Genomic DNA, 12254 nt, shown 5'->3' with positions numbered 1-12254 from the left:
TTGGGTAGGGTCTGGGCATGCGACCTCTTTCGCGACGAACTCCCGCCCTCGCCGCCTCCATACTGGCCGCTGTGCTCATCACCACCGGATGTTCCGAGCTCCAGCAGGTGAGCGACAGCGTCGACAAGGCCCAGCAGTGCCTGCAGGCCGCGGCCATCGTCACCGACACCGTGCAGAAGATCACCGGTCTGGCCGACGATCCCGCGGCGATGGAGAAGGCACTCAACGACGGGGCCGCCAAGCTCGGCGACCTGGCGGACAAGGCGGCCAACACCACGCTCAAGGAAGCCGCCGACGGAGTCGCCAAAGACCTGGAGCGCCTGAACGTCACCGACGCCAACAGCGCCATCGACGCGCTGCAGAAGGCAGGCACCGACTCGGTGAAGTGGGCCGAAAAGCTGACCAGCGCCTGCGGCTGAGGGCCGGTTCGATCCCCCGGGTTCTCGATGGGAAATGTCGCTGAAATAGCGTCGATTCCATGGACGCCCACGGAAACGAACCGGACCCCCGGTTCACGCTCGCGAACGAGCGCACCTTCCTGACCTGGCTGAGCACATCGCTCGCGCTGAGCGCGGGCGGTGTCGCCATGGCCGCGGTCTCCACCGACGTCTTCGTGCCCTGGATGCGGACCGTGCTCGCGGTCACCCTGGTGTCTCTGTCGGCCCTGTCCGCCGCGATGGCCTATCCCCGCTGGCGCCGCGTCCAGCGCGCCCTGCGCAGCGCCACCCCGCTCCCGCCCCCCGCCCTCGCCCCCATCCTGGGGTACGGCGTGGCGCTCGTGGCCGTGCTGGCCCTGATCCTCATCCTCCTGGGCCGTTGACTCCCGGGCCGATGAAGCCTCTGTGGGATGAGGGCCTGCAGAGTGAGCGGACCAGGCTCGCCTGGGCCCGCACCGCGGCTTTGCTGGCCGTCGGCGGCCTGGGTGCGGGAGGCGCCGTCCTGCGCACCGGCATGTCCCCGATCATCGGCGTTCCCTTCGCGCTGGCCGCCCTGTGCGGGGCGCTCCTGCTGGCCCGCACAGGCGTCCGGTACCAGCACGTGCAGCACGCCCTGCACGAGGGGCGCCCTCTCGACGACCAGACCGACGCCGTCATCGCCTGGCTGGGCACCCTTGCCATCGCGGCCGGGGCCGTCACCTTCGTGCTCACCCGTTGAGGTCATCCGGGCGATCGCGCTCTCCGGCGGGCGGAGTTCCCTTTACTTGATTCCTGACTGGCTGGAAATACGGCATCATGTCGCATCATGTCGCGCTTCGATGATCTGTCCGGCTACGCGGCGTCGATGGCTCCTCTGATCGACGCCGTTCACCTCGGCGTCCATGTCGCGAGCCGGCCGCTCGGCCGGGAGCTCGTCGAGCGGTTGGGCCTGCAGGCGGAGCTGCTGATCGATCTCCGTTTCGTGCTTCCGGCCCGGCCGCTCACCGCCGAGGGGCTGACCGCTCTCTACCGTTACAACCCCGTTGACGACGCCGAGATCGAGCTCCAGATCACCCAGGGCACGCTCGTCGCCGCCGACGGCGTGCTGCACGGGACCGAGCGGGCGCTCGCCTTCATCGAGGAGGTGTACGACGTGCACGCGAGAGTGACCGGCGAGCTGTGGGCGGCCCACGCCGACCGGCTGCCCGAGCTCGCGGACCTCACGGGGCGGCTTCTCGCGGCCGGCGCGGACAGCGGCGGTACGGCCTTCGCCCAGGCCTGCCCGCCTTACGAGCCGGAGGGGGCTCCGGCGGGCGTGCTCCTGTTCAACCGGCTGGCCGTGCTGCGTTACCACCGCGCCGACGCCCACGCCGCCGCCTGGCGGGAGGCCGATCTCACCACCGACCAGGTCATCGCCCTGCCGTCGGGGCCCGCCCGCGACCGCATCGAGGCCGAGACGAACCGGCGCGCGGCCGTGCCGTACGGGACCCTGACCACGCAGGAGCGGCAGGCGCTGCTGCTGGGGCTGAGCGTCCTCGACCCGCCGCCACCTCGTCCCGGCGTCACCGTGGCATGACGCCGGGACGATCCGGAGACGGCCCTCAGGATTCGGCGCCGAGGGTCACGATCTCGGCGACCTCGGCGTGCCGCTCGGCCTCCTCGGCGGCGAAGCGCTCGGCGTCGAGCTTGTCGGCGATCTCCTCGTCCTGTCTCATCAGCACGTCCAGGCTCTGACCGGCCATGTCCAGGACGCCCATGTCGGCATAGGCCTGCTGCAGGCGGGGACTCCACAGGCCGATGTCCTTGACGCAGGGGACGATGCGGCTGAACAGCAGGGAGCGGAACAGCCTGAGATACTCCGACTGGTCGACGGCCTCCATGGCCTCGGCGACCTCGGACTTGCTCAGGCCGAGGTTCTCCCACGTCTCCCGGCCGCGCAGGCGGTCGCGCATCAGGTAGCAGCCCTCGATGACGAAGTCCTCGCGCTCGCGCAGTTCGGTCTCACCGAGCTGCCCGTAGTAGTCGCGCAGTGCCATCCGGCCGAAGGCCACGTGCCGGGCCTCGTCCTGCATCACGTAGGCGAGGATCTGCTTGGGCAGCGGCTTGGTGGTGATGTCGCGCATCACCCCGAAGGCGGCCAGGGCCAGGCCTTCGATGAGCACCTGCATGCCGAGGTAGGGCATGTCCCAGCGGGAGTCGCTCAGCGTGCTGTCCAGCAGGGCCTTGAGGTGCTCGTTGATGGGATAGGCGAGGCCGACCTTCTCCTGCAGGAAGCGGGCGTAGGTCTCGGCGTGCCGGGCCTCGTCCATGGTCTGGGTGGCGGCGTAGAACTTGGAGTCGAGGTCGGGGACCGACTCCACGATCCGGGCCGAGCAGATCATCGCGCCCTGCTCGCCGTGGAGGAACTGGGAGAACTGCCAGGCCGCGCCGTGCAGGCGGACGTCCTGACGCTGCTTTTCGTCCATCCGGTCCCACAGCGGGGTGCCGTAGATCGCGATGGTGGTGTCGGGGATGCCGAGCACGTTGTACGGATCGACCTCGAGATCCCAGTCGATGCGCTTCACGGAGTCCCACTGCTTGTCCTTGCCCTTCTGGTAGAGGGCGAGCATGCGGTCCCTGCCGTCGTCGTACTCCCACGTGAAGCGGGCGGCCCCGGCCGCCTCGACGTCCCAGGTGGAGAGTTCGGCGGGGATGGCGTAGAGATCGTGAGTCGACATGCGGCCTCCAGGGGGACGTACACCGTACGTATACAGCGAGAGTCCCACGTACGGTGTACGTGCGTCAAGGTGGGGAGACAATAGCGATATGCCTGCCGAGCCACTCTCCCGTCCGCGAATCGTCGCCGCGGCCATTGATCTGATCGAGCGCGAGGGTGCCGACGCGGTGTCCATGCGCAGGATCGCGGCCGATCTGGGCGTGGGCGTGATGTCGCTCTACAACCACGTGCCCAACAAGTCCGCGCTGCTGGACGGGGTGGCCGAGACCGTCCTCTCGCAGATCGAGTTCGTCGACGATCCGGACGCCGACTGGACCGACCGGGTGCGGATGCAGGCGCTGGCGTTCCGGCAGATCGCCCATCACTATCCCCGGTGCACGATGGTGGTGGTCAGCCGCCAGCTGCGGTCGACCGCGGGCATGCTTCCGGTGGAGCGGGCGCTCGCCACGCTGCGCAGCGCCGGATTCGACGGCGGTGAAGCGGTGCGCATCCTGCGGGTGTTCATCGCCTACATCGTGGGCTCACTGCTGAGGGAGGTCGGGGTCACCCCGACGTTCGCCCCGGTCCACCGCTCCGACGTGGCGGTCGACGCCATCGACCCGCTCCTGTTTCCCCAGGTGAGCGAGCTGGCGCCGCTGCTGGCCGACTGCGACCACGAGGCGGAGTTCGAGTTCGGGCTGGAACTGCTCATCCAGGCGATAGCCGTACAGCTGAAGCGGTGACGCCCGGGGCCTGCGCGGCCCCGGGCGCCCGAGGAGTGCTCCCTTCCCCTGGGTACTCCTCCGGTCAATACCAGTTGCTGGACTGGAAATGACCCCACGCGCCGCACGGTGATCCGTAGCGACTCTTGATGTAGCGCAGACCCCAGTGGATCTGCGTGACCGGGTTCGACCGCCAGTCCCCGCCGCTGCCGCTCATCTTCGAGCCGGGCAGGGCCTGGGGAATGCCGTACGCACCCGATGACTGGTTGTGCGCCTGGTGGTTCCAGTTGCTCTCCCTGGTCCAGAGACTGTCCAGGCAGCGGAACTGGTTGTAGGACCACGCTCGGCGGGAGAGGAGGCGAAACGCGATCGCCCTGTTCCTGCTCTGAGACGTCCTCGCGGTCAATCTGACCTTCGGCTTGGCCTGGGTGAACCAGGTTCCCTGGTAGACCGTCTTCGCCAGCCCTCTCCTGGCCGACTCCACGATCTCCTCGGCCCGCCCGATCGCCGCCGACCCGACCACGGTGGAAGCGGCGAACATGGTCACGACTGTGTTGCGCAGGACGCGGTTGCTGTTCATGCTCATCCTTATCCGCTGGCCGCGTGCGGGAGGCGCCCGAGAAGACGATCGTCTCCTCGCGCGCTTGGCCATTCGGCGTCCGTGGCTCGGACGGGAATGCCCGCATGGTCTCGCCGGCCCGTTTCCGGCATGGGACACCGCGGCGGTATCTCTAGGGCGCTTTCTAATACGCCGACACGGCGCCAGGTGCCGGTTGGGACACGCGGAAGAAAGATGTTTGCTTGATCTTCTCGGTCTGCGGGTGGTTCGGCGGGGGCCGGCTTACCACAGGCGATTCGCCTATGTGACGGAAGGAGGCGAAAATCACCCCGGCATGGGGTTTAGATCAATACCGGCTGGGTGACGGGAAGCGCGCTCACACCGGACACGGCGAGCCGTGGCGCTTTCCGGCGGAGGCCGGGCCCCGTCCGGCCTGTGTCTGGATCCGTGCCCGGTGATTCCTTGGCGGGCTGGTCGACAGCGCTTGTCGATACTTTTGTCAAAGATCGGTTAGAAACGGATCAGATGCCTGGTGAGGGGTTTGTCATCTCACATATGGCTTACATCGCATTTCACTCTTTGGACGCCATAACTCTTAAATGCGACAAGACGATTAGGCTGCAAACCATGAGCATTCGTGATATCCCCATCCGCACCCTCGCCGACGTGCCCACCACGCTGGCCGAGCTGGTCGGAGACAAGACCGCCCTCATCGTGAACGTGGCCTCCAGATGCGGGCTCACCCCCCAGTACGCGGGCCTGGTCGAGCTCCAGCGAACCTACGGCGAGGCGGGTTTCACCGTCGTCGGCGTCCCGTGCAACCAGTTCATGGGTCAGGAGCCGGGCAGCGCGGAGGAGATCCAGGAGTTCTGCTCCACCACCTACGGAGTTGACTTCCCGCTGCTCGCCAAGACCGATGTGAACGGAGAGGAACGCCATCCGCTCTACGCCTCCCTCACCCAGACCCCCGACGCCGAGGGGGAGGCCGGGGACGTCCAGTGGAACTTCGAGAAGTTCCTGATCTCGCGAGAGGGCGAGGTGCTGGCGCGGTTCCGCCCGCGCACCGAGCCCGGGGATCCCGCGGTCACCGCGGCGATCGAGAAGTGCCTCTAGGGGCGCAGCTACCCCTGACGATTAGCTCGGTGGGCAGGAGCACGCTGCGCGGGCGCCGGACGCCCCCGCGCAGCACCAGCTCGGCCGCGCGGTAGCCGATGTCCTGCGCCGGCTGGGCGATCACGGTCAGCGGAGGGGAACACAGCTCCGCCCACGGCACGTCGTCGAACATGATCAATGACAGGTCTCTGGGCACCCGGAGGTCCAGTTCCCTGGCGGCGAGCACCGCCGCCTCGCCCAGCAGGTTGTTCCCCGCCAGGACGGCGGTCAGGTCGGGCCGGTGCTGGAAGAGCCCGGCGGCGGCGGCGTAGGCGGAGTCGCGGCTGCCGCGGGCGGAGACGATGAGCTCTTCGTCCACCAGGGCGCCCAGTGCCTGGCGGAAGACACGCAGGCGTGCCTCCTGGCCGGGGCCGCCCAGGTAGGCGATGCGGCGATGGCCCAGCCCCGTCAGGTAGTCCACCGCCGTCCGCACGCCCGCGCGGTCGTCGGCCAGGACCGCGGGCACGTCGTCGCGCCCGGACGCGATCCGGTGGGCGAACACCGTGGTCAGCCCGGCCCGCAGGGTCGGCGCCCAGGTCTCCCCGTCTCCGGAGGGAACCGCGATCGCCCGGTCCACGCCCTGTTCCAGCAACATGCCGATCAGCTCGGCCTCACGCTCGGCGTCGTCGCCGGTCGCGCCCAGGATCACCGGCTCGCCCGCGGAGCGCGCGCAGGCGAGCACGCCGTCGGTCAGGCGGCCGTAGAAGGTGTCGGTGATGTCGGGCACCAGCAGCCCGATCCCGCCCGAGCGCTGCTGGCGCAGGTTGCGGCCGAGCGCGCTGGGCCGGTAGTCGAGCTGGGCCGCCACGGTCAGCACCCGCTCCCTGGTCTCGGGGCTCGCCGAGCCGCCGGACAGAACCCGCGACACCGTGGCCACCCCGACCCCCGCGGCCTCGGCGACGTCCTTGATGGTCGTACGACGCATGTTCATGGAAACGATTCCATCATGATTTCCGTGACCGATCCAGCGCGAAGAGATAACGCCGCCGCCACTGACGAGCGAGAACCAGACGAACTCTTGACACGGATGTTCGCTTCCGGTGAGATGCATGAAAACGTATCCAACATCGGGTGAACGCGGGGTTGGCCCGAGGCGCTAAGGACTCTCCATGGCATCCATCGTTCTCAGCAACGTCGACAAGATTTACGCGGGCGGTGTAAAAGCCGTGAACGGCCTCAACCTTGAGATCAAGGACGGCGAGTTCATGGTGCTGGTCGGTCCCTCCGGCTGCGGCAAGTCCACCGCTCTGCGCATGATCGCCGGCCTCGAGGACATCAGCGGCGGCGAGATCGCCATCGGCGACCGGGTGGTCAACCACCTGCCGCCGAAGGACCGCGACATCGCCATGGTCTTCCAGAACTACGCGCTCTACCCGCACATGACCGTCGAGGAGAACCTCGCCTTCGGCCTCAAGCTTCGCAAGATGCCCAAGGCGGAGATCACCAAGCGGGTCAACGAGGCCGCCAAGATGCTCGGCCTTGAGCAGTACCTCAAGCGCAAGCCCGCCGCCCTGTCCGGTGGTCAGCGCCAGCGTGTCGCGATGGGCCGCGCCATCGTGCGTGAGCCGCAGGCCTTCCTGATGGACGAGCCGCTGTCCAACCTGGACGCCAAGCTCCGCGTCTCCATGCGAGCCTCCCTCAACACCCTGCACGAGCGTCTCGGCGTGACCACCGTCTACGTCACGCACGACCAGGTCGAGGCCATGACCCTCGGCGACCGCGTCTGCGTCCTGCGCGACGGGCTGCTCCAGCAGGTCGACACCCCGCAGAACCTCTTCGACAAGCCGGTCAACCTGTTCGTCGCGGGCTTCATGGGCTCGCCGTCGATGAACTTCGTCAACGCCGAGCTGGTGCGCGGCGACGGCGGCGCGGCCGTCGCCTTCGCCGGCTTCAAGCTGCCGGTGCCGGAGTCCACCTTCACCGAGAAGCCCGGCCTCGACGACTACATCGGCAAGAAGATCATCCTCGGCATCCGTCCCTCCGACTTCGAGGACTCCGTCGCCGCCAACGGCGCCGCCGGTGGCTGGAGCCGCCTGCAGGTCCGCGCCGAGGTCACCGAGGAACTGGGCTCCGAGATCAACGTCCTGTTCCTGATCGACGCCCCGCCGGTCCAGCACCAGGACACCGTCGCCGCCGCCGACGCCGGGGACGACGAGGAGTCGGCGCTTCCGCTGGTCGGCGACAAGTCGCTGTGGACCGCCCGGGTGAACTCCCGCAGCCACGTCCGCCCCGGCCAGAACATCGAGCTGGTCGTGGACACCCACAACCTGCACTTCTTCGACTCGGTCTCCGGCCTGGCGATCGGTCACGAGGCCAACGCCCGCATCTGACCAACCCCGCAGGGCGAAAGGACCCGCGCCGCGATCCCCTCCCTCGGCGCGGGTCCTTTCGTGCCCGTTCGGCGGACCCCGCCGGCTCAGGGGCGCCTGACGGCCGGCGGGAACGGCGCGGGCAGGCGCGGCTCCACGTTCATCCACAGAAGAACGACGATCAGGACGAGGGCCGTTCCCCCCGCCACCACGATCGCGGTGTGCGGGTCGACGGCACCGGTCGACACGGCGAGGTTCAGCGCGCAGGTCACCCCTGCCAGGCTCGCCGGCAGAGCGGCGACGGCCCACGGCTCCAGGCCGACCCCGCGAAGCCGGTGGGAGACGTGGGCGGCACCGGGGTGGAGGAACCGCCGGCCGCGGGCCAGCACCACCACCGCGGTGTCCACGGTCGCGACCAGGGTCGGCAGCAGCAGCCCCGCCAGCGTGTGCTCGGCCGGTCGCCCGGCCACGAGGAGCAGGGCGCAGGCGGCGATGAGGAATCCGATGAACAGCGACCCGGCGTTCCCCATGAGCACCCTGGCCGGTGCCCAGTTGTGCCACAGGAATCCCAGCCCCGCCGAGGCCACGGCGATGAGCAGGACACCCGTGACGGGCTGGTCGGCGAGGAACGCCGCCATCGCCAGCCCGGTCGCGCTGACCGTGCCCAGCAACCCCAGCGCGCCGTCGGCGTTGTCGAGCGCGTTGAAGGAGTTGGTGATCGCTACCAGCCAGGCTGCCGTGATCACGATGTCGAGCCATCCACCCGTCACGGTGACGTGGACCCCGTTGAGCGCGACCGCGACGGCGGTGACCGCCTCGACCCCCAGGCGGACCGCGGGGGACAGGGGACTGACATCCTCCATCAACCCGAGCACGGCCAGAGTCAACGCTCCGGCGAGAACGGCGGTGACCGGCGGCACGGGCAGGACCCACGGGGCGGCCACCGCCGTGCCGAAGACGACGGCGATCCCTCCGGAGCACGGCGTGGGCCAGGCATGAGCCCCGGGTGAGCCGGGACGGCCGGCCGGTCGCCGGTGAGGTGCCAGCCTCCCCAGCAACCCGGTGAGAACGAGCGTCACCGAACAGGCGACGGGGGCGACGGCGAACAGCCAGATCACGCCCCCTCACCGGGCCCCGGCAATGGCGCCGGCCGGAGGGAGGCCGAGGAGGTCCGCATCGCCAGTCGTCAGATGGTTGGTAGTGGCCATGTGGTTCATGCCGTGTTCCCGATCGTCCAGGCGGCCGTGCCGGCGTCGTGTTCATGGTGTGGTCGATCGCCTGCGCCACGTTATAGATCAATGCATGTGAGGTTTCCTGGTAACACGCGATGAATGGGCGCTCTTTGCGGTGAAGGACGCGCTCATTGCGTTACCGGCCCGCCGTTCGCCGGAGTCAGGGCCCTCACGCGAACCGGGACCGGTGGTGGTCGGTGACCGTTGGCCGCGCCGGCAGATGCGTCCGGTGCCACAGTTCGAACTGCATGAGAGTCCAGATGCGGTCGGAGTGGTCATGACCCTCCGCGTGCTCGGTGAGCAGGCGGTCGACGACCTCGGGGTCGAACAGCCCCCTGCCCCGTGCGGTGGCGTCGGTGAGCAGGTCGTGAGCCAGGGGGCGCAGCTCGGCACGGAGCCATGACGCCAGCGGTATCCCGAACCCCACCTTGGGGCGCTCCAGCAGGTGCGCGGGCAGCCAGTCGACCAGGGCCCGTTTGAGGAGGTATTTGGTGGTTCCGCCGCGCACCTTCAGATCGCCGGGCAGTCCCGCGGCCCACTCCATGAACACGTGGTCAAGGAAGGGCGAGCGGGCCTCAAGCGAGCAGGCCATCGTGCTGATGTCGGTCCTCACCAGCAGGTCACCGGGCAGGTAGGTGTTGACGTCGACGTCCATCATCCGGGTGACGTCGCACTCGGCCAGGGACTCCTCGAAGGCGTGCTCGATGATGACCCCGCTTGAGACGTCCCCGAGCAGAGCCCACTGCTCGGGCGTGTAAAGCTCGTCTTTTTGCTCCTCGGTGAAGGAGGACATCATGTGGGTGTATCTTCCGGCGGCCGGCAGTCCCGCCAGTTCCATGCCCCACCCGGTTCTGTGGATCAGTGAGCCGGGCCGGGAACGGGTCCGCAGGGCTCTGCCCGCGCTGTTCAGCAGGGGCTGCGCCGCCGCCGACAACGGCAGGCGTGCGGCTCGCCGCAGTGACGCGTAACGGCGGTGGCCTCCGAACGACTCGTCGCCACCGTCTCCGTTGAGCGCCACCGTCACCTCCCGGCGGCTCATCTCGGCGGCGAGGAAGCCGGGGATGGCCGAGGGGTCGGCGAACGGCTCGTCGAAATGCCAGGCGAGGGTGGGCAGCACGTCCAGGGCCGACGCTGTGACGACCGTTTCCCGATGATCGGTTCCGTAGAGCCGGGCGACCTCCCTGGCGTGTTCCCGCTCGTCGAAGGCGGCGTCCTCGAAGCCGACGCAGAAGGTGCGGATCGGCTGGGAAGACTGCAGTGCCATCGCCGCGACGACCGCCGAGGAGCCGACTCCTCCGGACAGGAAGGCGCCGATCGGGCGCTCCCCGATCATCCGCAACCGGGTGGACTCCGCCAGCAGCTCCCGCAGGCGCGCGGTCTCCTCGTAGATCGAGGCGACCGGCCGGGGAGCGGCGTTCAGCCGCCAGTAACGGGCGGTTCGCACGGTGCCGTTCTCCCACACCAGGGTGGATCCGGGAGGGAGTTTGCGGATGCCCTCGAAGATCGACCACGGGGCCGGGACGTACCGGTAGGTCAGATAGTGGTGGAGGGCGACCGGGTCGACCCCGCCTCTCCACTCCGGATCGCAGACCAGCGCCTTGACCTCGGAGGCGAAGCGCAGCGACCCGGACCTGACCCCCCAGTACAGGGGTTTCTCACCGACCCGGTCGCGCGCCAGAAGCAGCCTGCGCCTGCGGCCGTCCCAGATCGCGAGGGCGAAGACGCCACGCAGGAGGTGCACGAACGCGTCCCCGAACTCCTCGTACAGGTGGACCAGGCACTCGGAGCCGCCGTTCGAGACCGGCCGGTGACCACGGGAGAGCAGTTCCGCACGGAGGCCGGCGAAGTTGTAGATCTCGCCGTCGAGGACCGTGACGACTCTCCCGTCCTCGCTGCAGACCGGCTGCTCACCCCCGGCCACGTCGACGACGGCCAGGCGGCGCGTCCCGAGTACGGCCGCCGCCCCGGCGTGGAGGCCGCTCCCGTCCGGGCCGCGATGCGCGATCGTCCGGCACATGCGGCGGACCACCTCGGGGTCCACTCCGTCTGGTGTGACCGCGCCCGCTATCGCGCCCATCGCTTCTCCCGGAGGCTTCGGCGGAGGCCCGGAGACGGCCCGGTCATGGAGCCGGCGTCGAGGTTCTTCATCGCCCAGGTTCGGATACTCTCCACTTTTATGATCTTACGCAGAGTAATCACTGGGTACGGCTGGAGAAATATCCGCGCCGGGATGTGTCGTGGAAAAGGTGACCGGCGCATCCGCGTCACGGGTCTCACCTCATGACGAATGCCGCAGATCCTGCGCTGAAGGGCGTGCTTCCGGGCCGTGGCAGAGCCCGTGCGTTCAGACCGTGACGCTCCCGCCGGGATCCGCTTCGGGCGCTCGCCCTACCGGCGACCCAGACGGCGGGAGACCTTCCCGCTCAGGCGGCGGGGGATCAGCCTGCCGAGCCCCACGATGACCTTGTAGCGGATGTCGGGAATGCTCACCCACACACCACGGGCCAGGTCACGCATGGCCTCCGCGACCACGTCGTCGGCCGACAGCCAGAGGAATCCGGGAATGCCTGAGACATCCATGGAGGCACGGTCGTGGAACTCGGTCCGCACGAACCCCGGGCACAGGGCCATCACCCGCACGCGGGAGCCGGCCAGCTCGGTGGCGGTGGACTCGCTGAAGTTGACCACCCACGCCTTGGACGCGCTGTAGGTGCCGCGGGTGAAGAACGCCGCCACCGACGCCACGTTGATCACCGCGCCCCGGTCGCGCTCCTTCATCCCGGGCAGCGCGGCCAGCGTCAGGCGCAGCACCGCCTCGCAGTGCACCTTCAGCATCCGCAGCTCCTCCTCCGTCGCGACGTCGAGGAAGGCGCCGGGGTGGCCGAAACCCGCGTTGTTGACCAGGAGGTCGACCCCCTGGTGCAGCCGCTTCTCCACCTCTCGCAGGCCCTCGTCGGTGGCCAGGTCGGCGGAGAGCACCTCGACCTTCACGCCATAGCGCAGGCGCAGCCTCTCGGCTGAGGAGGCCAGACGCTCCTCGTCGCGGGCGACCAGGACGAGTGAGAATCCGTCGGCGGCCAGACGGCGGGCGAACGCGGCGCCGATACCGGCGGTCGCGCCCGTGATCAGGGCGGTGGGCATACACGAAGTCTAGAGAGATCATCGCCGG

13 protein-coding genes are annotated in these 12254 nt (G+C 69.0%); 7 read left to right on the top strand and 6 right to left on the bottom strand.

The features are described 5' to 3' along the window. Positions 1 to 17 precede the first annotated feature (17 nt). The 4 genes from ACFY2X_RS15880 (at position 18) to ACFY2X_RS15865 (ending at position 1992) form a co-directional block, all read left to right on the top strand. Positions 18 to 419 carry a hypothetical protein gene (locus ACFY2X_RS15880; RefSeq protein ID WP_389938478.1) on the top strand — a complete coding sequence of 134 codons (402 nt, stop codon included), beginning with the start codon at positions 18 to 20 and terminating at the stop codon, positions 417 to 419. 59 nt (positions 420 to 478) lie between these two features. Further along, positions 479 to 820 (top strand): YidH family protein, encoded by a 342-nt coding sequence (locus ACFY2X_RS15875; protein ID WP_389938475.1) that lies wholly within the window; start codon positions 479 to 481, stop codon positions 818 to 820. Between the two features lie 11 nt (positions 821 to 831). Further along, complete coding sequence (locus ACFY2X_RS15870; protein WP_389938472.1) at positions 832 to 1155, top strand: DUF202 domain-containing protein; 324 nt, start codon at positions 832 to 834, stop codon at positions 1153 to 1155. Positions 1156 to 1242: 87 nt separating this feature from the next. Further along, positions 1243 to 1992 (top strand): hypothetical protein, encoded by a 750-nt coding sequence (locus tag ACFY2X_RS15865; protein WP_389938470.1) that lies wholly within the window; start codon positions 1243 to 1245, stop codon positions 1990 to 1992. Between the two features lie 25 nt (positions 1993 to 2017). On the opposite strand, the gene ACFY2X_RS15860 is transcribed toward ACFY2X_RS15865, so the two are convergent. Continuing rightward, positions 2018 to 3133: a ferritin-like domain-containing protein gene (locus tag ACFY2X_RS15860; RefSeq protein ID WP_389938467.1), complete on the bottom strand. Its 1116-nt coding sequence runs from the start codon at positions 3131 to 3133 to the stop codon at positions 2018 to 2020. A gap of 88 nt (positions 3134 to 3221) precedes the next feature. Here ACFY2X_RS15860 and ACFY2X_RS15855 point away from each other — a divergent pair, with 88 nt between their 5' ends. Further along, positions 3222 to 3854: a TetR/AcrR family transcriptional regulator C-terminal domain-containing protein gene (locus ACFY2X_RS15855; RefSeq protein ID WP_389938464.1), complete on the top strand. Its 633-nt coding sequence runs from the start codon at positions 3222 to 3224 to the stop codon at positions 3852 to 3854. Between the two features lie 64 nt (positions 3855 to 3918). Here ACFY2X_RS15855 and ACFY2X_RS15850 read toward each other — a convergent pair whose 3' ends face one another. After that, positions 3919 to 4413 (bottom strand): lytic transglycosylase domain-containing protein, encoded by a 495-nt coding sequence (locus tag ACFY2X_RS15850; RefSeq protein ID WP_389938461.1) that lies wholly within the window; start codon positions 4411 to 4413, stop codon positions 3919 to 3921. A gap of 606 nt (positions 4414 to 5019) precedes the next feature. On the opposite strand from ACFY2X_RS15850, the gene ACFY2X_RS15845 reads away from it, so the two are divergent. After that, on the top strand, positions 5020 to 5505 hold the full coding sequence (locus ACFY2X_RS15845; protein WP_389938458.1) for a glutathione peroxidase: 486 nt from the start codon (positions 5020 to 5022) through the stop codon (positions 5503 to 5505). On the opposite strand, the gene ACFY2X_RS15840 is transcribed toward ACFY2X_RS15845, so the two are convergent. Then, positions 5477 to 6475 (bottom strand): LacI family DNA-binding transcriptional regulator, encoded by a 999-nt coding sequence (locus ACFY2X_RS15840; RefSeq protein ID WP_389938456.1) that lies wholly within the window; start codon positions 6473 to 6475, stop codon positions 5477 to 5479. The two genes, ACFY2X_RS15845 and ACFY2X_RS15840, sit on opposite strands and share 29 nt — an antisense overlap. A 178-nt stretch (positions 6476 to 6653) precedes the next feature. Between ACFY2X_RS15840 and ACFY2X_RS15835 the strand changes: the two genes are divergently transcribed. Next, positions 6654 to 7874 (top strand): ABC transporter ATP-binding protein, encoded by a 1221-nt coding sequence (locus ACFY2X_RS15835; RefSeq protein ID WP_389938454.1) that lies wholly within the window; start codon positions 6654 to 6656, stop codon positions 7872 to 7874. Positions 7875 to 7960: 86 nt separating this feature from the next. On the opposite strand, the gene ACFY2X_RS15830 is transcribed toward ACFY2X_RS15835, so the two are convergent. From ACFY2X_RS15830 to ACFY2X_RS15820, 3 genes are all read right to left on the bottom strand, one after another. Next, positions 7961 to 8971: a glycosyltransferase family 4 protein gene (locus tag ACFY2X_RS15830; protein WP_389938451.1), complete on the bottom strand. Its 1011-nt coding sequence runs from the start codon at positions 8969 to 8971 to the stop codon at positions 7961 to 7963. A 283-nt stretch (positions 8972 to 9254) separates the two neighbouring features. After that, on the bottom strand, positions 9255 to 11162 hold the full coding sequence (gene asnB, locus ACFY2X_RS15825) for an asparagine synthase (glutamine-hydrolyzing) (RefSeq protein ID WP_389938449.1): 1908 nt from the start codon (positions 11160 to 11162) through the stop codon (positions 9255 to 9257). 311 nt (positions 11163 to 11473) lie between these two features. Beyond that, on the bottom strand, positions 11474 to 12226 hold the full coding sequence (locus tag ACFY2X_RS15820; RefSeq protein WP_389938446.1) for an SDR family NAD(P)-dependent oxidoreductase: 753 nt from the start codon (positions 12224 to 12226) through the stop codon (positions 11474 to 11476). Positions 12227 to 12254 lie beyond the last annotated feature (28 nt).

Source organism: Streptosporangium sp. NPDC000396, from assembly GCF_042898655.1.
Lineage (GTDB): Bacteria > Actinomycetota > Actinomycetes > Streptosporangiales > Streptosporangiaceae > Streptosporangium.
The sequence above is the reverse complement of the archived record's forward strand: the minus strand, read 5'-3'. Positions and strand labels throughout refer to the sequence as shown.